At 63.3% G+C, this 24,913-nt stretch carries 23 protein-coding genes; 18 read left to right on the top strand and 5 right to left on the bottom strand.

Translation table 11 applies throughout. The features are described from left to right. The first annotated feature begins 127 nt into the window (after positions 1-127). The 8 genes from E4633_RS16255 (at position 128) to coaBC (ending at position 7,367) form a co-directional block, all read left to right on the top strand. Positions 128-508 (top strand): response regulator, encoded by a 381-nt coding sequence (locus E4633_RS16255; RefSeq protein WP_012530095.1) that lies wholly within the window; start codon positions 128-130, stop codon positions 506-508. 31 nt (positions 509-539) lie between these two features. Continuing rightward, entirely contained in the window at positions 540-983 is a 444-nt protein-coding gene (locus E4633_RS16250; RefSeq protein WP_135871696.1) for a universal stress protein, read from the top strand. Between the two features lie 88 nt (positions 984-1,071). Beyond that, positions 1,072-2,262: a hybrid sensor histidine kinase/response regulator gene (locus E4633_RS16245; RefSeq protein ID WP_135871694.1), complete on the top strand. Its 1,191-nt coding sequence runs from the start codon at positions 1,072-1,074 to the stop codon at positions 2,260-2,262. Between the two features lie 73 nt (positions 2,263-2,335). Continuing rightward, the gene (locus E4633_RS16240) at positions 2,336-2,743 is read left to right on the top strand and encodes a response regulator (protein WP_135871692.1); all 408 of its coding nucleotides are present in this window, start codon (positions 2,336-2,338) and stop codon (positions 2,741-2,743) included. A gap of 10 nt (positions 2,744-2,753) precedes the next feature. Continuing rightward, entirely contained in the window at positions 2,754-4,328 is a 1,575-nt protein-coding gene (locus E4633_RS16235) for an NAD(P)/FAD-dependent oxidoreductase (protein ID WP_135871690.1), read from the top strand. 46 nt (positions 4,329-4,374) lie between these two features. Further along, entirely contained in the window at positions 4,375-5,511 is a 1,137-nt protein-coding gene (locus E4633_RS16230) for a 3'-5' exoribonuclease YhaM family protein (RefSeq protein ID WP_135871688.1), read from the top strand. A gap of 14 nt (positions 5,512-5,525) precedes the next feature. Further along, positions 5,526-6,155 carry an MBL fold metallo-hydrolase gene (locus E4633_RS16225; RefSeq protein ID WP_135871686.1) on the top strand — a complete coding sequence of 210 codons (630 nt, stop codon included), beginning with the start codon at positions 5,526-5,528 and terminating at the stop codon, positions 6,153-6,155. A 9-nt stretch (positions 6,156-6,164) separates the two neighbouring features. Next, complete coding sequence (gene coaBC, locus E4633_RS16220) at positions 6,165-7,367, top strand: bifunctional phosphopantothenoylcysteine decarboxylase/phosphopantothenate--cysteine ligase CoaBC (protein WP_135871684.1); 1,203 nt, start codon at positions 6,165-6,167, stop codon at positions 7,365-7,367. Here the strand turns inward: coaBC and E4633_RS16215 are convergent, their stop codons facing one another. Continuing rightward, positions 7,368-8,276 (bottom strand): zinc dependent phospholipase C family protein, encoded by a 909-nt coding sequence (locus tag E4633_RS16215; RefSeq protein ID WP_407925462.1) that lies wholly within the window; start codon positions 8,274-8,276, stop codon positions 7,368-7,370. It lies immediately after the preceding gene. A gap of 46 nt (positions 8,277-8,322) precedes the next feature. On the opposite strand from E4633_RS16215, the gene E4633_RS16210 reads away from it, so the two are divergent. Beyond that, positions 8,323-9,003, top strand: coding sequence for a uracil-DNA glycosylase family protein (locus tag E4633_RS16210; protein ID WP_135871680.1), 681 nt, complete (start codon positions 8,323-8,325; stop codon positions 9,001-9,003). On the opposite strand, the gene E4633_RS16205 is transcribed toward E4633_RS16210, so the two are convergent. Beyond that, entirely contained in the window at positions 9,000-9,413 is a 414-nt protein-coding gene (locus E4633_RS16205; RefSeq protein ID WP_135871678.1) for a hypothetical protein, read from the bottom strand. The genes E4633_RS16210 and E4633_RS16205 overlap by 4 nt on opposite strands. Positions 9,414-9,564: 151 nt before the next feature. Between E4633_RS16205 and E4633_RS16200 the strand changes: the two genes are divergently transcribed. Next, on the top strand, positions 9,565-9,879 hold the full coding sequence (locus E4633_RS16200) for a BON domain-containing protein (protein ID WP_135871676.1): 315 nt from the start codon (positions 9,565-9,567) through the stop codon (positions 9,877-9,879). 159 nt (positions 9,880-10,038) lie between these two features. Here the strand turns inward: E4633_RS16200 and E4633_RS16195 are convergent, their stop codons facing one another. From E4633_RS16195 to treZ, 3 genes are all read right to left on the bottom strand, one after another. Continuing rightward, positions 10,039-10,341, bottom strand: a complete 303-nt coding sequence (locus E4633_RS16195; protein ID WP_135871674.1) for a DUF2795 domain-containing protein — start codon at positions 10,339-10,341, stop codon at positions 10,039-10,041. Positions 10,342-10,435: 94 nt separating this feature from the next. Then, positions 10,436-12,475, bottom strand: a complete 2,040-nt coding sequence (locus tag E4633_RS16190) for an amylo-alpha-1,6-glucosidase (RefSeq protein WP_135871672.1) — start codon at positions 12,473-12,475, stop codon at positions 10,436-10,438. Further along, complete coding sequence (treZ, locus tag E4633_RS16185; protein ID WP_198419462.1) at positions 12,472-14,346, bottom strand: malto-oligosyltrehalose trehalohydrolase; 1,875 nt, start codon at positions 14,344-14,346, stop codon at positions 12,472-12,474. The genes E4633_RS16190 and treZ overlap by 4 nt, the downstream gene beginning before the upstream one ends. 532 nt (positions 14,347-14,878) lie before the next feature. Here treZ and E4633_RS16180 point away from each other — a divergent pair. From E4633_RS16180 to E4633_RS16145, 8 genes are all read left to right on the top strand, one after another. After that, the gene (locus E4633_RS16180; RefSeq protein WP_135871670.1) at positions 14,879-16,000 is read left to right on the top strand and encodes an NAD-dependent epimerase/dehydratase family protein; all 1,122 of its coding nucleotides are present in this window, start codon (positions 14,879-14,881) and stop codon (positions 15,998-16,000) included. Beyond that, a complete protein-coding gene (locus tag E4633_RS16175) occupies positions 15,997-18,048 on the top strand; it encodes an NAD-dependent epimerase/dehydratase family protein (RefSeq protein ID WP_135871668.1) in 2,052 nt (683 codons plus the stop codon). Before E4633_RS16180 ends, E4633_RS16175 begins: the two co-directional genes overlap by 4 nt. Continuing rightward, positions 18,048-19,019: an MDR/zinc-dependent alcohol dehydrogenase-like family protein gene (locus E4633_RS16170; RefSeq protein WP_135871666.1), complete on the top strand. Its 972-nt coding sequence runs from the start codon at positions 18,048-18,050 to the stop codon at positions 19,017-19,019. The genes E4633_RS16175 and E4633_RS16170 overlap by 1 nt, the downstream gene beginning before the upstream one ends. Positions 19,020-19,034: 15 nt before the next feature. Further along, positions 19,035-20,036, top strand: a complete 1,002-nt coding sequence (locus E4633_RS16165) for a Gfo/Idh/MocA family protein (RefSeq protein WP_135871664.1) — start codon at positions 19,035-19,037, stop codon at positions 20,034-20,036. A 177-nt stretch (positions 20,037-20,213) separates the two neighbouring features. Further along, complete coding sequence (locus tag E4633_RS16160) at positions 20,214-21,335, top strand: glycosyltransferase family 4 protein (RefSeq protein WP_135871662.1); 1,122 nt, start codon at positions 20,214-20,216, stop codon at positions 21,333-21,335. A gap of 26 nt (positions 21,336-21,361) precedes the next feature. Further along, positions 21,362-22,459 carry a CgeB family protein gene (locus E4633_RS16155; RefSeq protein WP_135871660.1) on the top strand — a complete coding sequence of 366 codons (1,098 nt, stop codon included), beginning with the start codon at positions 21,362-21,364 and terminating at the stop codon, positions 22,457-22,459. Between the two features lie 293 nt (positions 22,460-22,752). Continuing rightward, entirely contained in the window at positions 22,753-23,856 is a 1,104-nt protein-coding gene (locus tag E4633_RS16150) for a CgeB family protein (protein WP_135870422.1), read from the top strand. Further along, on the top strand, positions 23,853-24,908 hold the full coding sequence (locus E4633_RS16145) for a CgeB family protein (protein WP_135870421.1): 1,056 nt from the start codon (positions 23,853-23,855) through the stop codon (positions 24,906-24,908). The genes E4633_RS16150 and E4633_RS16145 overlap by 4 nt, the downstream gene beginning before the upstream one ends. The last annotated feature ends 5 nt before the right edge of the window (positions 24,909-24,913 follow it).

The following is a 24,913-nucleotide window of genomic DNA, read 5'->3' as shown; positions in this document are numbered from 1 at the left end:
CGCCGCGTAATACCTTTCACTACGCCCAGTTATGGAATCTTTTGAAGAGGGCTCACCCACCCTTGACAGCGGGTTCCCTAGTGTTAGAATCAATCTTGCAGATTTTAATAAGAATATGGAGCCAATCTTGCCAAAGCAGCCGAAGAGAATACTGGTGGTAGACGACGAGGAGAACGCTCGCATCGGCCTCTCCCGACTACTTGCCAAGGAAGGCTTCCTGGTAGACAGTGTGGCGAACGGGTTCGAGGCGCTCAACTACTTGCGCGAGCAGGAAGTGAACCTGATCGTCACCGATATCAATATGCCCGAAATGAACGGCATCACCTTCCTGAAGGAGCTGAACAGGAGCTATCCGTCCAGTAACGTAATCATGATCACCGCTTACGGCGGTGTGGAATCCTATATCGAGGCGATGAACCTTGGGGCCTTCGAGTACATCAACAAGCCGGTGAAGATCGATGAACTGAAGTCGATCCTCAAGAAGATCTTCAAGGAAACGAGCCACTGACTCTGATCGCCGAAAACCGGGGAGGGTCCAGATGCCAAACTTCGACAAGATACTTTTCGCCACCGATTTTTCCGAAAGCTCCGGCCACGCCTTTACCTACGCGCTGACCCTTGCCAAGCAGTTCAACAGCCGCCTGACCATCATGCACGTGATAAACGAGCCGGTCGACCTGCGCGGCTTCTACGTACCCCATGTCTCCTTTGAGAACCTCGAGAAGGAGATCGAGGAGGGTGCGCAGAAGATGATGAACACCTTTATCACCCAAAACATCGCCGGCTTCGCCAATTACGAGACTGCCATCGTGACCGGGGTACCTTGGGAAGAGATCATGAAAAGGGCCGAAACCGACGGCTCTTCCTGCATCGTTCTGGGCACCCAGGGAAGAAGCGGTATCGACCACCTGCTCTTCGGGTCGACCGCTGAGCGCGTGGTGCGCAAGGCGCACTGCCCGGTGGTTACGGTGAGGCTTCCCTGATAAAAGCGGCATACATCCATGGGGGGCAGCGTTCGCTGCCCCTTTTTTTTGATGTTTTTGATCCTATACGGAAGGAGCAGGACCTGAAATGAGCGATGTGGAAAAAGAGCCGCGCGGCCGCGTTCTGATCGTCGACGACGAGAAGGTCATTCTCGATCTCACCGGCATCATCCTGAGAAACCGCGGCTACCAGGTCTACACCGCCCTCAGCGCGCAGGAGGGGTTGGAGACCATCGAGCGGGAGCGTCCGGAGCTGGTCCTTTTGGACTACATGATGCCCAACATGGACGGTCTCACCGCCCTGAGGGAGATCAAGCGGCTCTACAGCGACACCTACGTCATCATGTTCACCGGCAAGGGGAGCGAGGAAATCGCCGTCGAGCTGATGAAGGCGGGAGCGTCGGACTACATCCTGAAGCCCTTCAACAACCAGGACCTCGTCGAGCGGATCGAGAGCGTCCTGAAGCTGCGCGGCATCGAGCTGCAAAACCGCGCCCTCTTGAGCGAGCGGGAGCGGCTTTTGGCCGAGATCGCGGACTGGAACCGTGAGCTCGAGGCGCGCGTGCAGGAAAAGAGCGAGGCGCTTTCCAGGGCCCAGGCCGAGGTGGTGCAGTCCGAGAAACTCGCCTCGCTTGGCTACCTCTCCGCCGGGATGGCTCACGAAATCAGAAACCCGCTCAACTCGATCGCGCTCTTCGTCCAGTTGATCAAGAGCGGGCTGGACGAGCCGGAGCGCGAGGAGTACGTCGACAAGATCCTCAAGGAAGTGGACCGGATCGACAACATCCTCGGCAAGCTCCTCGACGCCGCGAAGCGTCCGAAGTTCGAGATCAGCGAGGTCCGGGTGGACCGGGTTCTCGAGCACACCCTGGATGCCTTCACCCCGCAACTGCGCCAGAAGCGGATCAAGGTGGTGCGTGACTTCAGAAGCCTCCCCCCCGCCATCAAGGCCGACCCGATGGAGATCGAGCAGATCTTCACCAACCTCTTTTTGAACTCGATCCACGTCATGCAGGAGGAGGGGACCCTCACCGTATCGCTGGAGGAGGAACAGGATTTCCTCACGGTGCGCGTCGCCGACACCGGTCCCGGCATCCCCCCCGAGAACCTTCCCAACATCTTCGATCCCTTCTTCACCACGAACAGCCGTGGCACCGGTCTGGGGCTCTCGGTTGTGCTGCGCATCGTCAAGACCTACAAGGGTAAGATCGAGGTGGAAAAGAGCGACCCCGCCGGCACCACCTTCGCGGTGCGCCTGCCGCTTAACGCGCCGAGATAAAAGGGTGCTTTCCGCTTTTCTTTTCGACCGCATTTTTGTATGATGTCGCATTCCATCACGCCTTGAGGTCGAAATGACAGCAGAGAGCAGGGGCCGCATCCTCCTGGTAGACGACGACAAGTTCTTCCTGAAGGTGATGTCCGACGCCTTCACGGGTGCGGGCTTCGCCGTAGTGACCGCTGGGGACGGCCTCAGCGGCGTCGAGACCTACGCCGCCGGCGTTTTCGACGTCGTCATTCTCGACCTGATCATGCCCCGCATGGGAGGGGTGAGCGCCTCCCTGGAGATGGGGCGCCTGGCGAGGGAGCCGGAGCCTATCTTCATCCTTTTGACCTCGATGTTCCAGGGCGCCCCGCACGAACACCCGATCCCCGAGATGGGGGCGAAGGTGCACATCCCGAAATCAACCTCTCCGCTGGACATCGTCATTATCGTCGAGCAGCTCCTGGAAAGAAAACGGCGCGGCGCCGGCGCCGCCTGACGGAAACCCCATGCCATTTTTGTTACGTAACCTCACCCTGAGCCCGGGCGTCGAGGAGAGTGCGCTGCGTCCTCTGGCCGCCGCCGGCCTGGGCGTGCGCGAATCCGAGATCACGGAGCTCACCCTGGTGAAAAAGGGTGTGGACGCCCGGAAGAAAGGGGCCATCAAGCTGGTCTACACGGTCCGGGTATCGCTCGCCGATGAGTCGCGGGTGAACCCCAAGGGGGACGTGACGCGGGTGGAGCCGCCTGCCGCACCCCGCTTCCCGCGTCTCTTAAGTTCCGAGCGCATCGTCATCGTCGGCATGGGGCCGGCGGGGCTCTTCGCCGCGCTGAGACTCGCCGAGTACGGCCTTACCGCCAGGATCCTTGAGCGCGGGCGCGACGTGGACCGGCGCGCGAAGGACGTTTCCCGTTTCTGGCGCCTGGGTGAGCTGTGCGCAGAGAGCAATGTGCAGTTCGGGGAAGGGGGCGCCGGCACCTTCTCGGACGGGAAACTCACCACTAGGGTGAAGGACGCGAACTGCGGCTGGGTGCTGCAGCGCCTAGTCGACTTCGGCGCGCCGCCCGAGATCCTCTACGCGTCGAAGCCGCACATCGGCACCGACCGGCTGCGCGCGGTGGTGCGCGGCATCCGCGAGCGGCTCATCGCTTCGGGCTTTTCCGTCGGCTTCGAGCAGAGGCTGACCGGGATTGGGATGGCCGCCGGCCGGGTGGCGAGTGTTGTGGTGAACGAGACCGGCGAGGAGCCGTGCGACACGCTCGTTTTGGCACCCGGGCACAGCGCACGCGACACCTACGCCCTGTTGCACGCCATTGGGGTCAACCTGGAACAGAAGCCGTTCGCGGTGGGGCTCAGGGTGGAGCACCCGCAGCCCCTCATCAACGAGATTCAGTACGGCCGGAACGCGCACCCCTCGCTCCCTGCGGCGGAGTACTTCCAGGCCTACAACAACGAGCGGACCGGCCGCTCCGCCTACTCCTTCTGCATGTGTCCGGGCGGTGTGGTGGTGGCCTCCTCCTCGGAGCCGGGCGGGGTGGTGGTGAACGGCATGAGCGGCTACCTTAGAAACGGCCCCTTCGCCAACAGCGCCCTCGTGGTGACCGTCGGGCCTGCGGATTTTGCCGGTGCATCCCCTCTTGCCGGAGTCGAGTTCCAGCGCGAGCTGGAGCGGCGCGCCTTCAACGCCGGTGGGGGAGGGTATCTTGCCCCAGCGCAAAGCCTCATGGGCTTTCTCGGCAAAGGAAACGGGCGGGTTCATGCGAGCTACCGCCCCGGCGTGACCGAGTACGACCTCGTCTCGCTGCTCCCCGCACCGGTCGCGGCGACGCTAAGGGAGGGGATCGAGTACTTCGACCGTAAGATGCGCGGCTTTATCTCGGCCGAGGCGACTCTTACCGGCGTGGAGACGCGGACCTCGGCCCCGCTGCGCATCGTCAGGGGGGAAGATCTGCAGTCGACAAGCCATAACGGCCTCTACCCGACCGGGGAGGGGGCAGGCTACGCCGGCGGCATCATGAGTGCCGCTCTCGACGGCATCCGGGTGGCCGACGCCATCGCGGCAAGGATCGCCGCCGGGCGCTAGAGCTGGCGCACCGTATCAGCATGATTTTTATTACAAGGAGCCTTACTTGAAAAAAACCGTTGCCGAAATAAAGGACCGCGACATCGTAGAAGCGGTCTTCCTGGTCAAGGAAAAGATCGTCGCCATGGCCAAGAACGGCAAGCCTTACCTCACCCTGAAGCTTATGGACAAGACGGGGGAGGTGGATGCCAAGATCTGGGACAACGCGGACCAGGTCGGCTCTTTGTTCGACAGAAACGACTTCCTCGCCGTAAAGGGGAAGGCGAGCGTCTACTTGGGCAAGATGCAGCTCATCGTCTCCGAGCTGAAGCGGGTACCCGAGGAAAGCGTGGTGCTCGCCGATTTTCTTCCCGAGACCGATAACGACATCAAGGGCATGGAGGCCGAGCTGCACGCCCTGATCGCTGGCATGGCCGACCAGGACCTCGCCCGGCTGCTCCGCTCCTTCTTCGAGGATCCGGAGCTCATGGCGCAGTACCGCACCGCACCGGCGGCGAAGGGAATGCACCACGTCTACCTCGGCGGGCTCATGGAGCACTCGCTTGCCGTGGCGCGGCTCGCGGACGCCATGGTGCCGCTCTACCAAGGGTTGAACCGCGACCTCCTCGTCGCCGGCGCGCTCCTGCACGACATCGGCAAGGTGCGGGAGATGACCTATCTGCGCTGCTTCGACTACTCCGATGAGGGTAAGCTGCTCGGTCACATCACCATCGGGGTCGAGATGCTGCATGAGCGGATCGCGAAGCTCCCGGACTTTCCGGCAGAGCTCGCCATGCTCCTGAAACACATGATCCTGTCGCACCACGGTCAGTACGAGTACGGCTCGCCCAAGCGTCCGAAGACCCTGGAAGCGACCATTCTCAACTACCTGGACGACCTCGATTCGAAGATCAACGGTATCCGTACCCACATAAGAAAAGAGCCGGACAACCCGTCCCGCTGGACCGCTTATCACCGCCTCTACGACCGCTACTTCTTCAAGGAAAAACCGGTCGTTGCGGAGGGTGAAGGGGGGACGGATCTTGAGCCGTCCGAGCTGGTAGCGGAGACGGTCACTGCGCCGGCGCCGCCGAGCCCGGCCCACCGGCCTGAGGCGGCTCCGCAGCAGCGTCAGGAACAACGGCAGGACCAGCGCGAGCGGAAAAACTTCAGCAACAACCCGTTTGCCATTCTGAAGAAGTGACGGGAGGAATAGCCATGCTATTTGAAACCATAGTCGTCGGACCGCTCGGGGTGAACTGCTTCATCCTCGGGGACAAGCAGAGCAAGGAAGGGATGGTGGTGGATCCGGGCGCGGACTGCGACATCGTCCTTGCCACGGTCGCCCAGTTCGGTATCAACGTGAAGTACATCGTCAACACCCATGGTCACTTCGACCACATGGGGTGCAACCGCAGGCTCAAGGAGAAGACCGGAGCGCCGCTTCTGGCGCACAAGGAGGACCTCAACTTCCTGGTCCACGCGTCACGCTCCGCCATGAAATACGGGCTCACCGTGGAGGACTCGCCGGAGCCGGACCTTTTCCTCACCGACGGGATGCAACTTCAGCTCGGAGCGCGCGTCATCGAGGTGTTGCACACCCCCGGACACACCCAGGGGGGCTGCTGCCTCTATCTCGCCAACGAAAAGCTGGTGATCACCGGGGACACCCTCTTCGCCGACTCGGTTGGGCGTACCGACCTCCCGGGAGGAAACCACGACCAGCTCATCACCTCGATCCGCACCAAGCTGATGGCCCTCCCGGACGATACCATCGTCTGGCCCGGACACGGACCCTCCAGCACCATCGGGCAGGAGCGGCGCTTCAACCCGTACCTCAACGACTAGGGGGACGCCATGCTCAAGGGGAAGGAGATCGTTCTCGGGGTGACCGGCGGCATCGCCGTCTACAAGGCTGTGGAGCTGTTGCGTCTTCTGGTCAAGGCGGGAGCCCGTGTCCAGGTGGTGATGACCAAAGCGGCCACCGAGTTCGTGACGCCGCTCACGTTCCAGGCACTCTCCGGGAACCCGGTGCATCTGGAGCTCTTCAACCTGATCTCCGAGGAGAAAATCGGCCACATTTCGCTCGCCGATCGCGCCGACCTCTTCATCATCGCCCCGGCCACGGCCAACTGCATCGGGAAGATCGCTCACGGCATAGCGGATGACCTCCTCACCACCACGGTCATGGCGACGAGGGCGCCGGTTTTGATCGCGCCGGCTATGAACGTGAACATGTACCGCAACGCGATTTACCAGGAGAACGAGGCGCGCCTGAAGGCACACGGCTACCTCTTCGTGGCCCCCGCCTGTGGCATGCTGGCGTGCGGCTACGAGGGGGAAGGGAAACTGCAGGCGCCCGAGGTGATCCTCGAGGAGGCGGTGGCGGCCCTGACCCCTAAGCGGCTTGCAGGGACGCGCATCCTCGTGACGGCCGGGCCGACGCTCGAGGAGATCGACCCGGTACGCTTCATCAGCAACCACTCCTCCGGGAAGATGGGGTACGCCATCGCCCGGCAGGCGCGCCTGCGCGGCGCCGAGGTGACCCTGGTGACCGGGCCGACCTGCATCGCTCCGCCGCTCGGGGTGGACGTAGTCCGCGTGCAAAGCGCGCAGCAGATGCGGGAAGCGGTGCGGGAGCGCCTCGAGAAAACCGACGTTGTCATCAAGGCGGCCGCGGTTGCGGACTACCGTCCGAAGCTGCGTGCCGGCAACAAGGTGAAGAAGGAGACGGAGAGCCTCACCATCGAGCTCGAGAAGAACCCGGACATCCTGGCGGAGCTCGGGGCGTGCAAGGGGAAACGCATCCTGGTCGGCTTCGCCGCCGAGACGCAGGACCTCGTGCGCAACGCCGGGGTGAAGCTGGAGAAGAAGAACCTGGACATGGTGGTGGCGAACGACGTCTCGCAGGAAGGGGCGGGGTTCAACGTGGACACCAACATCGCGAAGCTTCTCTTCCGCGACGGCCGGGTGGAGGAACTCCCCATCATGGAGAAAGAGGAACTCGCCGGGGTGATCCTGGAGCACGTGGAACATCTGCGCGGCGGGGAGCGCGGCTAGTTATTTGGAAAGGATTTGCAGCAGCAGTTCCGGCTCGCAGATCGCCTCTTTCAGCTTCAGCTTGATCTCGTCGAGCTCGGCGTACGCCTGGTCCTTGGTGATCTTTCCGGTGCGGTAGAGAAGGCGCAGGTTCTTGCGCACCGCTTCGGCGGCGGCGAGCGCCCGCTCGCCGGTTGGGTCGGCGTGGAAGAAGGGTGAGGAGTCGTCGTTGTTGAGGAAGTCGAAGACGGCCTCCTGGGCGAGGCGCATGTACTCCTCTCGGTCGTCCTCTTCGAGCTGATAGCGCGAGGTATCGGACAGGGTCGACAGGAGGCTCTGCCACTTCTCGAGGCGGCTCACCAGCAGGATGGAATTGAAGATCCGCTTGTTGGTGCCGAAGGAGAAGATGGTATCCGAGAGCACCTTGCGCAGCAGCTCATCGTTGCTACTGAAATGCTCCTGCGCCACTTTCTTCGCAGTGTCCCAGATCTCCTTATCCACGTAGTTCTCGAAGCGCATCTCCCAGTAAGCGTGTTTCAGGGTGAGCGATGAGAAGCTCCGCATCACCTTAAAGGGGACGTAGTAGTTGTGCGCGATGCAATCGGCGGCCAGGTGGCTCAGGTAGCCGTAGGCGCAGGCTTGCTGTGCGGGGTCGCCGGCCTTGTCGAGGACCCGGTGCCCGATGCGCCAGCGGTGGCAGTGCTGCAGGTAGTGGGTGAACTTCTTGCCCAGGGTGATGTCGGCCGCGATGGTGCCGTAGAGAAAATCGTACGGGTGTGCTGCGATGATGGCGGCTACGGCGGGTTTGAGGACGTCTAGGTTGTTCAGGACGTTCATGCCGAGTTGAAGATGCACCCCGGCCCCCCAGGCAAGTGCCTGCTCGGGGAGCGCCAGAAGTATCAGGGATGTGGCGAGAATCAGTAGCGGCATGCTTTCGAGCATAGTTAATGAAACTGGAAATGTAAAGGGGGTTGCCATGGCGGAGATGGAGGAGCGGGACCTGCTTTTACGCTCACTCAAGGGGTATCTGACCGGTCTGGCCGAGAGCGGTGTTGACGAGCTTCTCTTCGAGGCCGCCCCGCTTGAGGAGCTGCCTGCGGCCTCCACCGGTACAGCTGCGGCTTCGGCTGCCGGTACGGTTGGCGACATGCCGCCTGCAACGGCTGGTGGTGCCGGATCCGGCACGGCAACCTCGGCTCCTTCCGAAGCCGCCCCCGCGGCTGCTGCCGCGGAACCCTCTCTGCGCCAGGAGGGACAACCCGGTTCCGGTCTTCTTTTCCTGATGTCCGGGGAAGGTTTTGCCGGAGCGCCGGGAGGACTCCTTGCCAAGATCATCGCGGCGATGAAATTCAAGCAGGATGAAATCTGCCTGGTGAGCTTCGAAGCGGGACAGGATCAGGATGCCATGGCGAGGGTCCTGGCGGCGAAAGTGACCGAACTTGCTCCCCGAGTGGTCGTGTCGCTGGGAGAGGAAGCGACCTCGCTGGTTCTGAACGATCAGACTCCCCTGGCGCGGCTGCGTGGCCGTTTCCGCGAGCTGCAGGGGATGGCTGTCATGCCGACGCTGCACCCGGAGGCGCTCCTTGCTGACGAGGGACTAAAGCGCCACGTCTGGGAAGACATGAAACTCGTCATGCGCCGCCTGGGCAGAGGCTAGCGCGGCGAACTGCACGACTTCAAACGGCCGTTTTCGAAGAGCGAGATCGGCTGTTGCTCCACGCATATCTTGTCGTCCACCTGCACCCGTGTCGCAAGGACGCACCCCTCCAGCTTGCCTGACTGGTAGAAGCTGATCGCCCCGTACTCATTGCAGACCAACCCCTCGTAGTAGAAGAAGTCCTTGGTGACACAACTCTTCAACATCCCCAGTTCGTAGAACTCCGCTTCGGCCAGCAGGTTGCACCTAACCCCGCTAAGCAAGGTGATGTCCTTTAGGTTGCAGGACTTCAGGTCACCGTTCGGGTAGTAGATTGCGGTTGATCCAGGATTGCAGATGGACACGTCAACGGCGAGGGCGTCGCTAACCCCGGGCACCAGTAGTACAAGTAGTAAGAGCGCGCGCTTCATGATTGACCTCCTGTGCAGCGGTTTTCCTAAAGCCATCGCCAAGTATAGTAGTGTGATTAATAAATTCAAATTTATCTTCTTGCGGTGTGCTGGTCGGTTAGATATGCTTAACCGGCTTCGGCCGAACCAATCCAGCACAAAGGAGATCACTATGGCTAAGATTAGACGCATCGTTACTGTCATGCTCTGTGCCTGCATGCTCGCCTCGTTCGCCGGCTGCACTGCCACGTCAAGGCACGAGTCGACAGGAGAGTACGTGGATGACTCGGTGGTTACCACCCGGGTCAAGGCCGCCCTCTTCGACGAGTTGGCCCTGAAGACGTTCCAGATCAACGTCACCACCTACCGCGGCGTGGTTCAGTTGAGCGGCTTCGTGGATTCGGCGGAGAACGCGAGGAAAGCTGGCGAGATCGCCCGCGGCGTGAAGGGTGTCCAGGAAGTGAAGAACGACCTCATCACCAAGTAGAAGTAGTTGCAATAAAAGCAAATCCCCCCTGTCCCCCCTTCGTAAAGGGGGGGACGCCGGGGCGCATGCAGACGTCGCGGAGAGTTGTACTACATGCTCCCGGATTTATTGAAGCACACAAAAAAACCCCCTCCCGGTAGGGAGGGGGTGGAATGAGGGTTAATGATGAGAAGACCTGCTGTGGGATTTACCTTGGCCTGCCTGTCCGCTTGTCTGTTGTCTGCTCCTGTTTGACCTGGAGCTTGACTCTTCACTCCCCTGTTCCTTGCCGAATGACTTCATGACGTCTGCCATGCTGTCGTATTCGCGTTCTTCCATTTTCTGGATCTCGTCGAGAACCACTTTCTCTGCTTTCATGTGTTGAGCGTGTTTTAAGAGCTCCTGTTTCTCTGCCGGGAAGTCGATACCTTTCAGATGCTTGGTGACGTTTGCCGGTGAATGACCTGTGCCACGCGTTGCCATAACTTCCTCCTTTTACGGCCTTTTTTTTCTCATATACACAAGTCGATTATATTGAATTAGCTTTTTTTAAACAACCTAAAGGGGGCGAGGCCGTTTACTGCGCCGTCTTGAGCCAGCACCGGAGCAGTTCGGCGACGCTCCAGGCCTGGGCGATGCAGCCGCGCGGGTTGTACGGCGCCTCCGCATCGCAGATCTCGCTGATGGAGCCGATGCACTGCTCGTTCATCTGCTGCGCGAGCCCTTCGAGGAAGCCGCGAGCCTCCCCGATCTCCTCGGGGTGTAGCCTCAGCCATGCGTCGATGAAGGGACCGATGAGCCAGGGCCAGACCGTCCCCTGGTGGTAGGCGGCGTCGCGCGCCCTTAGGTCGCCGTGGTAGGTCGCCTTGTAATCCGGGTGTCCCGGGGCGAGGGTGCGCAGGCCGACCGGGGTCAAAAGGCGCTGGCGTACCGTTTCCACCACCCGCGGCCAGCGATCCCGCTCGAGAATCGGGAAGGGGAGCGCGATGGAGAAGAGCTGGTTAGGACGGCAGGCGCTGTCGTCGCCCAGTTCGCCGTCCACCACGTCGTAGAGATATCCACCCTCCTCGTACCAGAAGCGCTGGTTGAAGGAGCGGTAGGCCTGGTCGGCGAAGGAGCCCAACTGCCGGGCGTACTGGTCGTCCCCATCCTGCTCGGTCCACTGCTGCATGAGCCTCAGCGCGTTGTACCAAAGGGCGTTCAACTCGACCGCCTTGCCCCGGCGCGGCGTCACCACCCAATCCCCCACCTTAGCGTCCATCCAGGTGAGTTGGTACCCCTCGGCCCCCTGCCTTAGGAGCCCGTCGGAAGGATCAATCCCGATGCCGAAACTCGTGCCGGAGAGGTGGTGGTCGATGATCTGGCGCATCTGGGGCATGATCATGTGCAGCGTGGCGCGGTCGTTCGTGTACTCGAGGTAGCGGTTCAAGGCATGGAAGAACCATAGGCTCGCGTCCGCCGTGTGGTAGAGCCCCTCGTTGTGCCCCTCGGGGAAAAGGTTCGGGATCAAGCCGTTTTTCACGTAGTGCGCGAAGGTGCGCAGGATCCATCCCGCCTCGGTGTGGCGCCCGGTGGCGAGGGTGAGCCCCTCCAGCGAGATCATGGTGTCGCGCCCCCAGTCGGTGAACCAGTGGTAACCGGCGATCACCGTGCAGACCTCGTCCCCCATGGCGTGGGCGCGCACCGCGTCCTTGTGGCGTCCGGCCGGGGTGATGATGAACTGGTCGGTGGCGAGAACCAGCTCGGCCGGCATCCCCTGGCGTGCGCGCGGGTCGGCAGCGGAGAGCAAAAGCCGCCGCCGCTCACGCTCCATCTCCAGTGCACCGCCGGGGGGGAGCGCCGCGATGGTCTCCCAGGTCTCGGTGGACGCGGTGAGCGCCGCGTCCTGGCCCGCCGCCAAGTCGACGGCGAAGTAACCAGCGGTCCAGAGCGTCCCTAGCGAATCATAGCCGCGCGCGTTCTCCACGTCGTAGAAGATGTCGGTGCTGTGCTTTTCCTCGAGGGTGAAGTTGCCCCGGCCGCCGTTGATCACGAGACGCAGTTGCGGCGAGTTCGGCCCGGAGGAAATCTGGTAGCGGTTTTGCACCGCGGTGAACATGTAAGGATCCTCGGACGCGACGTCGACCGATGCGTCGTGGGGGCGAAACTGCAGGTAGGGCTGCAGCTTCAGGCGCACCATTTTTTCCCCCGAGACGAGACGGTAGATGAGGTGGACCGTGTTCTGCCGATGCACCATGACGAGCTGTTTTTCGATGATCGTCCCGTTGATGTCGTAGCGCCAGATCGGGAGCCCGTCCTCCAGGCGAAAACCCGAGAGGTACTCCATGCCGTGGAACTCGAGCCCCGCTTCCTTCTGGTCTCCTCCGAAGCGGAACATGGTCCCGTCGGGAAAACGGATCGCTTCGGTCAGCCGGTTCAAAAGGACCATGCGCCCGAGGGGTGATGGGTATGCCGCGATGAGAAGGCCGTGGTAGCGCCGGGTGAGCGCGCCGCAAACCGTGCCGGAGGCGTAACCGCCAAGGCCGTTGGTCAGAAGCCACTCCTGCTCCAGGAGCTGACGGGTCCTCGTTTCCTCATCGTGGCTGGCAAAAGGGAACTCTCTTGTCACCGTGGTCATGGGGTCTCTCCTTCCGGCACGGGTACCAGCACCACAGATGCATACCCCTGCAGGCGCCAGAACTTCTCCGTGTCGAGCTTGGGTGTCCCCGAACCGCCGAATTCGACCTTCTCGCTGCTCCAGAGGATCTCCCAACGGCAGCAGGAAGGGGGCGCCAGCATAGGCTCGGGGATCGGCACCAGGTGCAGCTCCCGTCCGAGGTTCACGAGTAGAAGGCGCTGCTCATCCTCCAGAAAGTAGCGCAGCAGAAAGCCCGCCTGCCCCAGCACCGCCCCCTCGATGTGGCAGGCATAGCCGCGGCTGAATACCGGATCCTCGCGCCGCAACCTGATCAGATCGCGGTAGAGCGCGTAGACCTTGCCGTGGCGCTCGCGCTCCTTCAGGTCGATGCGCGACTGCTGGAAGGTTTCCAGCTCGTAAGGCTTGTCGATGGTGTCGATCACCTCGGGAGAATCGATGTTGGTGAACTGCTTCAGGTACTCGATGCGTCCCTGGTGCACCTGCTGCGAGATTTCCGGGCTGAGGTCCGCGAAGTACAGAAACGGCGAGCTCGCGGCGAACTCCTGTCCCTGGAAGATCATCGGGGTCTGCGGGAGCAGTAGGTAAAGGGCGGTCATCGCCCTGAGCGCTGCAGGGTTGGTGAGTTTATCGATGCGGATACCCCAGGCGGAGTTGCCGATCTGGTCGTGGTTTTGGAGGTAGTTGATGTAGCGGCTCGGGCTGTGACCTATGGTGGAGGAGCCGCGCCGCTTTCCCTGCCAGAAGTAGAACTGCCCCTGGTACAGGTAGCTCCACTTGGCGCAGGAGATCAGCTCCTGAGGAGAGCCGAAATACTCGGAATAGTAGGCGTCGTGGTAGCCGGTCAGGGCTACGTGGGCGCTGTGGTGGAAGTCGTCGTTCCACACGCCGTCCATGCCGAAGCCTCCTTCTTCTCTCGGGCGCATGCAGAGAACGTCCTGGCTTTCGTTTTCCGCGACGAGGAACAGCTTGCGCCCGTTGGCCGCCATCCTCGCGCGGGTGGTGATGTCCCCCAGGATGTGTATTTGCGAACCGTCGACGATGGCGTGGGTGGCGTCGAAACGCAGTCCGTCGATGTGGAACTCGTCGATCCAGTAGCACGCGTTGGAAATGAAGAACTCCCGCACCGACTCGCAGTGTTTCCCGTCGAAGTTGATCATCTTCCCCCAGTCACTCTCGTTTTCACCGTAGTAGTGATCGGAAAACTGCGCCAGGTAGTTTCCTTCTGGCCCGAAGTGGTTGTACACCACGTCCAAAAGCACGCCGAGCCCGAGCGAGTGGGCGCGGTTCACGAAGCGGCGCATGTCGTCCGGAGTCCCGTAAAGTCTCGTCGGCGCGAAATGGTTCACCCCGTCGTACCCCCAGCCGAACCGCCCGGGAAAATCGGCCACCGGCATGACCTCGACCAGGGTGATGCCGAGGTCCCTTAGTGCAGGCAGCTGCTCTTCGGCGGCCTTCCAGGTCCCTTCCATGGTGAAGGTTCCGACATGGATCTCGTAGATGACGTGCCCTTCGGGCTCGATGCCCTGCCAGCCGGCGTCACTCCAGGGGAAGCTACCCGGGTCGACCACTTGCGATGGACCGTGCGGCCCCTCGGGCTGGAAGCGTGAGGCGGGATCAGGGTAGCTATCGTTGTCGTCCAGGCGGTAGCGGTAGCGGGTTCCCGCACGTGCCACCGGGCAGGTGCCGGAATGGTACCCGTTCTCTTCCAGGTCCATGGGGAACTCCACTACCTGCGGCGCTCCCTCAAGTTGTATCGATACCTTCCTGCACCGGGGAGCCCACACCCGGAAATGCACGCCGTCCGGCGCCACCTCCGCTCCTACCGGCATTCTTCGCTGGACTGCTGTCACGGCAACCTCCGGAAATTCATAAATAAGTGCAGACGGTAACCACGGGGAGCTTGGTGTCTGTTCCCACGAAGCGCCTCATGGGCCCAACGTCCCCCCCTTTGCGAAGGGGGGAGCGCGATGTCACCTGCGGCGCTTCGTTGGCAGATGCACTTCCAGTTCCCGGAAATCCTTCAAGAACCTTTGCAGATGGGGGACGTTCAGCCCATCTTGGATGTGGGGGATATGCTCAAAAATTAACAGGCTCTAAAAATAACACATAACGTAAATTTTAAAACCGAAGCGGGGAGGGGCGGTTTTCATTTGGCGGACGAGGGTAAGAGAAGGGCGGCGAAAGTGACGCAACTGCTACACCGCTTGAGGGCGCTGACCCTCCCATCTCCTCCATCTTATTGGGAGAAAGAGCGCTTTTTTTCGCAAATCGTTTGACAGAAAAACCGGCACTGCTAGTATTGGGTATTGCTAATGTGTATGAACTAATCATATGTTTATTAGACGAGTGCCGCAGTCATCCCATCGCTCCAAGGAGGATCCCATGGCAGGAACCGTTCTCATAACGGGTGGAGCCGGCTTCATCGGTTCCCACCTGGCGGACGAGTTGCTACGTCACGGTTACCGGGTGCGCGTCCTGGACAGCCTGGTTCCGCAGGTGCATGGTCCCGAAGGCAGGCGCCCGGCTTATCTGGACCCGGAAGTCGAGCTGATCAAGGGGGACGTGCGGGACGCGAGGGCAGTGAAAGAGGCGCTCGCCGGGACGGAGGCGGTCTTTCATTTCGCGGCCATGGTCGGTGTCGGCCAGAGCATGTACGAGATCGAGCAGTACACCTCGGTCAACAACTGCGGCACCGCGGTGCTCCTCGAGGAGATGGCGCGCGCAAGTGGATCGAGGAAACTCATCGTCGCCTCCAGCATGAGCATCTACGGGGAAGGGCGCTACCTCGACAAAAGCGGGACCCGCTACGACGACATCATGCGCGACATCGAGCAGCTGCGCTGCGGGAGCTGGGAGCCGTGCGCTGCGAACCGCGAGCCGCTCATCCCGGTCCCGACCCCAGAGGACAAGACCCCATCGCTCGCCTCGGTCTACGCGCTCTCTAAGTACGACCAGGAGCGGATGGCCCTCATCGTCGGGAACTGTTACCACATCCCGGTGGTGGCGCTACGTTTCTTCAACGTGTACGGCACGCGCCAGGCCCTCTCCAACCCGTACACCGGGGTGCTAGCCATCTTCGCCTCGCGTCTCATGAACGGCAACGCCCCGCGCATCTTCGAAGACGGCCTCCAGCAGCGCGACTTCGTGAGCGTGCGCGACGTGGCGGTTGCCTGTCGCCTCGCCATGGAGGTGGACCCCCAGAAGCAGCGCCTCTTCAACATAGGAAGTGGCGCGAGCATCTCGGTTTTGCAACTGCTCGAGCGCTTCTGCCGGGTGCTCAACTGCACCACCATCGAACCGGAGATCACCGGGAGTTACCGTGCGGGCGACATCCGACATTGCTTCGCCGACATCACCGCGGCGCGCGAGGTGCTTGGCTACGCGCCAGGGGGCGGCTTCGAGGAGGGGCTCGCCGAGCTCGCCTCGTGGCTCGAAGGGGAGGTGGCGGTAGACAGGGTGGCCGAGGCGCACGCCGAGCTTGCCCAGCGGGGACTCACGCTATGAACCGCGCATCCGTAGAACGGCTGCCGGAGCACCTGGGGCTGGTCGAGTGGTTTCGTCCCGGCGAGCGGGACCGGGTGGAGCGGGTGCTTGCCGATCTCGAGAAGCTCGGCGTGAAGCGCCTCAGGACCGGCATCTCCTGGGCGGACTGGTACACGAGCGAGGGTAAAAGCTGGTACGAGTGGCTCATCCCGCGCCTCTCCGGTGTAGTGGAGCTCCTCCCCTGCGTCCTTTACACGCCCCCCTCCATCGGCATCGAGGCGAAGACCTCATCCCCACCCAGGCGCGCCCGGGACTACGCCGACTTCATCGACCTTTTCATCACCTCCTTCGGCGAGCACTTCGAATACGTCGAACTCTGGAACGAGCCCAACAACCTGAGCGAGTGGGACTGGACCCTCGACCCGCACTGGAGCGGCTTCGGTGAGATGATCGGGGCCGCCGCCTACTGGGCCAAAAAGCGCGGTAAGAAAACCGTGCTGGGGGGGATGAGCCCGATCGACGGCCACTGGCTCTGCCGCATGTTCGACCTGGGCGTCATGGACTACATCGACGTGGTGGGGATCCACGGCTTCCCCGACATCTTCGACTACACCTGGAAGGGGTGGGCGCGCAACATCGCCATGGTGCGGGAGATCCTGGATGAGCGCGGCGCCGCCTGCGAGATCTGGGTCACCGAGGCGGGGTTTTCCACCTGGCAGCACGACGAGTTCAAGCAGGCCGGGGTCTTTTTGGAACTGCTCGGCGCCCCGGCGCAGCGCATCTACTGGTACGGCGCCGACGACCTCGACCCGGCGCTCGCCGCCGTGGACCGCTTCCACCTGGACGAGAGGGAGTACTTCTTCGGGTATAAGAAGGCGGATGGCACCCCGAAGCTTCTCTACCGGTTGCTGGAAAAGGGGAGTATCACCGCGCTGAAGCGGATCGATCAGGCGGCGCGCACCTGCGCCCCCGCCGGTCCGGAAAAGGCCATCCTCGTCACCGGCGGCGCCGGCTTCATCGGGACGAACCTTGTGCACCGCCTGACGCAGGACGGCCACCGGGTCATCGTCTACGACAACCTCTCGCGTGAAGGGGTGGAGGAGAACCTTCTCTGGCTCACGGAGAACTGCGGCGACCGGCTCGAGGTGCAGATCGCGGACACCCGCAATCACCTGGCACTCCAGGACGCCATCGCACGCTCCTCGCACGTCTACCACTTCGCAGCGCAGGTCGCGGTGACGACGAGCGTCGACAACCCGGCCGCAGACTTCGCGGTGAACGGGCAAGGAACCTTCGCGCTCCTCGAGGCGATCCGCAACGCCAAGGAGCCACCATCGCTGCTGTTCACCTCGACCAACAAGGTCTACGGCGGGATCGAGGGATGCTGCATCCGAAAAAGCGGCTCGCGCTACGAGCCGATCGACCCGGCGCTGCGTGAACGCGGCTTCGGCGAGGGGACCCCGCTCGACTTTTTGAGCCCGTACGGCTGCTCCAAGGGGTGCGCCGACCAGTACGTGCTCGATTACGCCCGCAGCTTCGGGATCCACGCCGCGGTCTTCCGGATGAGCTGCATCTACGGCCCGCACCAGTACGGCACCGAGGATCAGGGGTGGGTGGCGCACTTCGCCATCCGCACCCTCAAGGGGGAGCCGATCACCTTGTACGGCGACGGCTGTCAGGTGCGCGACCTGCTCTTCGTTGAAGACCTGGTGGAGGCGATGTGCCGGGCCCGCGAGGAGATGCCGCGCCTCACCGGGCAGGCCTTCAATATCGGGGGCGGCCCCGAGCGCACCATTAGTCTCCTGGAGCTTCTGGAGTTGTTGCGCGGGCTGCACGGCCGCCTGCCGCAGGTCTCCTTCGATGCATGGCGCACCGGCGACCAGCGCTATTACGTGTCGGATATCGGCAAGTTCAACGGCGCCTGCGGCTGGACGCCGCGCCACTCGGTCGAGGAAGGGGTGGAGCGGCTGTACCGCTGGCTCTGTGCGTCGATGCGCCTTGAGCCCGAAGGGGCCTCGGACAAGGCGGGAAGAAAAAGATACCCGGCTTCGGGTGTGGAGGCGATTTGATGGGCGAGACCATGGAAGCAGCGGTGATCACGGGACCGGGAGAGGCGGCGGTGAAAAGGGTGCCGCGCCCCGAGCCGGGGGCTGGCGAGGTGCTGGTCGCCCTCGAAGGGTGCGGCGTCTGCGCCTCGAACCTGCCGCTTTGGCAGGGACGTCCCTGGTTCAACTATCCGGCCCTTCCCGGCGCGCCCGGTCACGAGGGGTGGGGAAGGGTGCAGGCGCTGGGGGACGGGGCGCAGGGGGTGAAGGTTGGGGACCGCATCGCCTTTCTCTCCAACAACGCCTACGCCGAGTTCGACCTGGTGCGCACCGATTCGCTGGTGAAGATCCCGGCGTCCCTGGACGGCCAGCCTTTCCCGGGCGAGCCGGTCGGGTGCGGCATGAACGTCTTTCGCCGCAGCTGCATCGAGCCTGGTCAGACTGTGGCGCTGATCGGCGCCGGTTTTCTGGGGGCCATCTTCACCTCCCTCGCCGCCGCGCGCGGCGCCCGGGTCATCGCCATCTCGCGCCGCAGCTTTGCGCTCGACCTCGCCAGACGCTGCGGCGCCGAGGAGACCGTGCTGCTCGACGACCACCAGCTGGTGATGGACCGGGTGCGCGAGATAGCGGGCGAGCGTGGGTGTGACCGCGTCGTCGAGGCGACCGGGCACCAGTGGCCGCTGGACCTTGCCGGAGAGCTGGTCCGCGAGGGGGGCAAGATCATTATCGCCGGGTACCACCAAGACGGTCTGCGCCAGGTGAACCTCCAGCTCTGGAACTGGAAGGGTATCGACGTCATCAACGCGCACGAGCGCGACGCGCGGGTCTACCTGGAGGGGATGAGGGCGGGGATCGCCGCCGTCGAGTCCAGGATGTTCCCGCTCGGCGAGCTCATCACGCACAGCTTCCCGCTTGCGGGGCTGGACTGCGCCTACCGGATCATGGAGGAGCGTCCCGACGGCTTTCTCAAGGGGATGATCCGCATCGGCCAGTAAAGGAAAGGGGAAAGGATGAAGAAGAAATTGGCATTGCCCAGGGTGGGGTTTCTGGGAACCGGCTGGATCGGCCGTCACAGGATGCAGGCCATTGCCCTAAGCGGCGAGGCGGAGGTTGCGGCGATCGCCGACCCCTGCGAGGAGAACGCGCGGGAGGCTGCGAAGCTTGCCCCCGAGGCTGTGCTGGTCGAGGACCTCGATGCACTCTTGGAGCTCGACCTCGACGCAGTGGTGATCGCCACCCCTTCCGCCGGGCATTGCTACCAGGCCCTGCGCGCCCTGGACCGTAGGCTTGCCGTGTTCTGCCAGAAGCCCTTGGGGAGAAACGCTGAGGAGGCCCAGCTCGTCGTGCATGCGGCTCGGTCGATGAACCGGCTTTTGGGGGTCGACTTCTCCTACCGGTTCGCCGACGGGATCATGAAGATCCACCAGCTGGTCAGCTCCGGCGAAATCGGCCAGGTCTACGCCGCCGATCTGACCTTCCACAACGCCTACGGCCCGGACAAGCCCTGGTTCTACGATCCCGAGCTTTCCGGCGGCGGCTGTCTGATGGATCTTGGCAGCCACCTGGTCGATTTAGCACTCTGGTTTTTCGGCTATCCCGAGGTGCGCAGCGTCTCCAGTTCTATCTTCGCGGGTGGGGAGAGGTTGAAGACGGGGAGCGGCAAGGTCGAGGATTACGCGGTGGTGTCGCTCGTGCTGGAAGAGGGGCATGCCGTGCGCCTTGCCTGCTCCTGGAACGTCTCAGCGGGGCGCGACGCCGTCATCGAATCGAGCTTCTACGGCACCCGCGGCGGCGTCAGCTTCAAGAACGTCCAGGGCTCCTTCTACGACTTCGTCGCCGAACGCTTCCGCGGCACCGCCTCGGAGACCATCTCCTCGCCTCCCGATGAATGGGGTGGGCGCTGCGCCGTCGCCTGGGCGAGGCAGTTGCGGCTAGGCAAAGGCGCCTTCGACCCGCAGGCCGAGCACCTAGTGCGCGTAGCCCAGGTGCTGGACCAGGCGTACGGGAGGTAGGGGAGGACGGAAGTGCATCTGCCTACGAAGCGGTGCATGAGCCCCGTCGTTCCCCCCTTTGCGAAGGGGGGGACGTAAGGGCTTCCGCAGCGCTTCGTGGATAGTTGAACTCTACGTTCCAGGGGTTACGGCAAAAAACACGCTAAGGCTGAACTTCATTTGAGAGGCATTTGGTTCATGAACGCTCCGGTCCACACAGCAGGGAAGGGGGGCAAAATCACGCCGCCGGGGCTCGTCCTGATGACGGCCGACCCCATCGGCGGGGTCTGGAACTACGCCCTCGAACTCGCGCGCGGCCTATCCGTCCATGGCGTGCAGGTGGCGCTTGCTACGATGGGACAGCCGCTCTCACCGGAACAGCGGCGTGAGGTGGCCGACGAGGGGAACGTAACCCTCTACGAAAGCGGGTACCGCCTCGAGTGGATGGACGATCCCTGGCTCGACGTCGAGCTGAGCGGGGAGTGGCTTTTATCGCTAGAGGCTGAGCTGAAGCCCGACCTCGTGCACCTGAACGGCTACGTCCATGCAGCGCTCCCCTGGCGAAGCCCCTGCCTGGTCGTCGCCCACTCCTGCGTCCTTTCCTGGTACCAGGCGGTGCGCGGCAAAGAGGCGCCGCAGCGTCTGCATGAATACCGCGACCGGGTGACCCGAGGACTCGCCGCGGCGGGACTGGTGGCCGCTCCTTCAGCGGCGATGCTGGAAGCGATCCGCCGCATCTACCTCCCGCTGCCGGATGCGCAGGTGGTCTACAACGCGCGGGCACGCACCCGCTTCCGCCCGGGGAGGAAGGAGGATTTCATCCTCGCCGTGGGACGGGTATGGGATGACGCAAAGAACATCGCCGCCCTCGTGAAGAAAGCCTACGACCTGCCGTGGCCGGTTTACGTCGCGGGCGAGATCAACCGTCCCGACGGCGGGGCCGCTGCAGTCGAGGGGGTGAACCGGCTCGGCGTCCTCGCTCCCGACGTGCTTGCCCCCTGGTACGCGGCGGCGTCAGTCTACGCGCTCCCCGCGCGCTACGAGCCATTCGGGCTCACCGTTTTGGAGGCGGCCCTTTCCGGGTGCGCCCTCGTTCTCGGCGATATTCCGAGCCTGCGCGAGCTGTGGGATGGGGCGGCCGTATTCGTCGATCCCGAGTCCCCTGGGGCACTGCAAGGCGAGCTCTGCGCTCTCTGCGCCGACCGTAACCGGCAGGCGCGCCTTGGGGAAAAGGCGCTGGAGCGAAGCCGCAGCTTCTCCGCCGCCAGGATGACTGCTGGCTACCTTGACCTCTACGACCGGCTCCGGGAGCAGGCGTAACAAATCACGCGACTTCGGAAGGACCCATGCGCATCGTAATGTTTTACCACTCCATCGTTTCCGACTGGAACCACGGCAACGCCCATTTCCTGCGCGGCGTGGTCACCGAACTTCACCTAATGGGGCACGAGGTCGCGGTGTACGAGCCCGAGGAAGGTTGGAGCTACCTGAACATGTTGCGCGACAGCGGAGAGTACGCGCTGCAGGAGTTCGAACAGGTCTACCCCGGGCTTGTCGGGATACGTTACAGGTTGGATGAGCTCGACCTGGACCAAGCCCTGGCACAGGCGGACCTGGTCATCGTCCACGAGTGGAACGACCCCGAACTCGTCCGGCTGATCGGCCTGCACCGCAAGGGGAGCGGGCGCTACCGGCTCCTCTTCCACGACACGCACCACCGAAGCGTCACCGATGCCGAAGCAATGGCCGCCTGCGATCTCACCGGTTTCGACGGCGTCCTCGCCTATGGCGGCAAGATCCGTGACATCTACCTTGAGCGCGGCTGGGCGAAACGGGTGTGGGTCTGGCACGAGGCGGCGGACGTGAGGGTCTTCGCCCCGGTAGAGGGGGCTGACAAGGTGGGGGACGTGGTCTGGGTGGGCAACTGGGGCGACGACGAGCGCAGCGAGGAGATCCGCGAGTTCTTCGTTGAGCCGGTGCGACGCCTCGGTCTTAAAGCGGCGGTGTACGGGGTACGCTATCCGCGCCAGGCGCTGCAACTCCTCGCCGAGAGCGGGATCGGCTACGGCGGCTGGCTCCCAAACTTCAACGTCCCAAGGGTCTTCAGCAGGTTCCGGCTCACCGTTCACATACCGCGCCGCCCTTACGTGGAGGCGCTCCCGGGCATCCCCACCATCCGTCCTTTCGAGGCGCTCGCCTGCGGCATCCCGCTCGTTTCCGCCCCGTGGGTCGACTGCGACGGGCTCTTCGAGGCGGGTAAGGATCTTCTCTACGCCCGTGACGGGCGGGAGATGGAAGCCCGGATGAAGGCGCTGCTCGAGGACCCGGGCGAGGCGCACCGGCTCGCCGTGCATGGGCGGCAGACCATCCTCGCACGGCACACCTGTCGGCACCGCGTCGAGGAACTGCTCGGCATCTGCCGCGAGTTGGGGACGGCCGATTAGAAGTTCCGTGGGTATGGCCAAAAGGTCTTCCACGAAACGTCACAGGTGACCTTTTTCCCCCCCCCCTTTGCGAAGGGGGACGGGGGGGATTTGCTTTTTGTTGGCAGGTCCAAACAGAGATCGCTCAGCATTGCCATCTGACTCCATAACCAAGGCAAATCCCCCCTTGCCCCCCTTCTCAAAGGGGGGGACGCTGGGCCCGCTTTCAGCTTCGTGGGAACACACCGTGGTTCTCCGGATTCCTGGTCGAACCTTGGAATGCTCGGAAGAAGCGCATAGAAAGGAATAACCGCATGGCCGCACCGCTCAACATCTCCTTCTTCGCCTCGAGCTTGGTATCCGCCTACTGGAACGGTGCCGCCACCTATTACCGCGGCATGGTGCGGGCGCTCGCCCGCCTGGGGCACCGCGTCACCTTCTACGAGCCGGACGCCTACGGGCGACAGGCACACCGCGACATGGAGGACCCGGACTGGGCGACCGTCGTGGTCTACCCGGCGACCGAGGAGGGGGTGTTTAGTTCCCTCGAGGCCGCCCGCGGCTCGGATATCGTGGTGAAGGCGAGCGGAGTCGGGGTCTTCGACGCTCTGCTCGAGGCCGAAGTGCTTGGTCTGAAGCGGGAAGGGACCCAGGTGATCTTCTGGGACGTGGACGCACCGGCGACCTTGGAGCGGATCGGTACCGACCCAGCGGACCCGTTTCTCCCACTCGTGCCGCGGTACGACATGATCCTCACCTACGGCGGCGGCGACCCCGTGGTGCGCGCCTACCGCGGCTTCGGGGCGCGCGAGTGCGTCCCCATCTACAACGCGCTCGACCCTGACACCCATCACCCGGTCCCCCCCGACGAGCGACTGCGCGCCGACCTCTCCTTCCTGGGGAACCGTCTGCCGGACCGCGAACGGCGCGTCGAGGAGTTCTTCCTGTCCGTAGCTGAAAGGCTACCCCGGCGCAGTTTCCTTTTGGCCGGCAGCGGCTGGGAGGACAAGTCCAAAAGCGAGAACGTCCGCTACATAGGACACCTCGGCACCGGCGACCACAACGCCTTCAACTGCAGCCCGATGGCGGTCCTCAACGTGAGCCGCGACGGCATGGCGCGATACGGCTTTTCCCCTGCCACCCGCGTCTTCGAGGCGGCGGGTGCCGGCGCCTGTATGATCACTGACCTCTGGGAGGGGATCGGCGAGTTCTTCGAGCCGGAACGCGAGATCCTGGTCGCTGCGAACGGCGAGGAGGTGGCGCAGATACTGGAGCGACTCACTCCAGCGCTTGCCGCGGAGGTGGGTAGAAAGGCGCGGGCGCGCGTTCGTGCCGAGCACACCTACGCGCACCGGGCAAAACAGTTCGAGGAGATCTTCTCCGCCGGATCGGCGTGGCGCAACGGGAGGTTGCCATGAAGATAGTCGTCCTTGGGCTCTCCATCACCTCTTCCTGGGGAAACGGTCACGCCACCACCTACCGGGGCCTTTTGCGCGAGATGGATCGACGCGGACACGAGATCCTCTTCCTCGAGCGCGACGCGCGCTGGTACGAGGCACACCGCGACCTCCCTGAGCCGCCATTTTGCAGGACGCTTCTCTACGGCTCACTGGACGAGCTTTTCTCCGAATACGGCCCGGAGATCTGCGATGCCGACTGCGTCATCGTCGGCTCCTACGTCTACCAGGGGATCGAGGTCGGGAAGTGGGTAAGCCGGCACGCGCGGGGGATCAAGGCCTTCTACGACATAGACACCCCGGTGACCCTGGCCGCCCTCGCCAGGGGGGAGTGCCAGTACCTGAGCGAGGACCTGATCCCCTGCTACGACCTCTACCTCTCCTTTACCGGCGGCCCGACCCTCGACCATCTTGAGCGCCACTACGGCTCGCGTGCCGCGCGCCCCCTTTACTGTTCCGTCGACCCCCTGGTGCACTTCCCGATGCCGGTGACGCCGCGCTGGGATCTGGGCTACCTCGGCACCTACAGTGACGATCGGCAGCCCGGTCTGGAGCAGCTCCTTTTTCAGCCCGCTTTCCACTGGCGCAAGGGGCGTTTCGTGGTGGCAGGGGCCCAGTACCCCGCCTCGCTCAAGTGGCCGGAGAACACGCACCACATCGAACATCTCCCTCCTGAGTGCCATAGCGAGTTCTACAGTTCGCAGCGCTTCACGCTCAATCTGACGCGCAGACAGATGCTCGTCGCGGGCTATTCCCCTAGCGTGCGCCTATTCGAGGCGGCCGCCTGCGCCGTTCCCGTTGTGTCGGACCGCTGGCCCGGACTGGAAGAGTTCTTTACCCCGGGCGAAGAGATCCTCGTCGCCTCAAGCGCCGAGGAGATGCTCCGCTTCCTGCAGCGCTTCCCCGAGGAGGCGCGTCGCGCCATCGGGGAGCGTGCCCGCGCCCGGGTTCTCGGCCACCACTCAGCCGCTTGCCGGGCGGAAGAACTCGAGGAATACCTGACCTCGCTGTAGCGGCG

This window comes from Geomonas terrae (assembly GCF_004791675.1).
GTDB classification, from domain to species: domain Bacteria; phylum Desulfobacterota; class Desulfuromonadia; order Geobacterales; family Geobacteraceae; genus Geomonas; species Geomonas edaphica.
The sequence above is the reverse complement of the archived record's forward strand: the minus strand, read 5'-3'. Positions and strand labels throughout refer to the sequence as shown.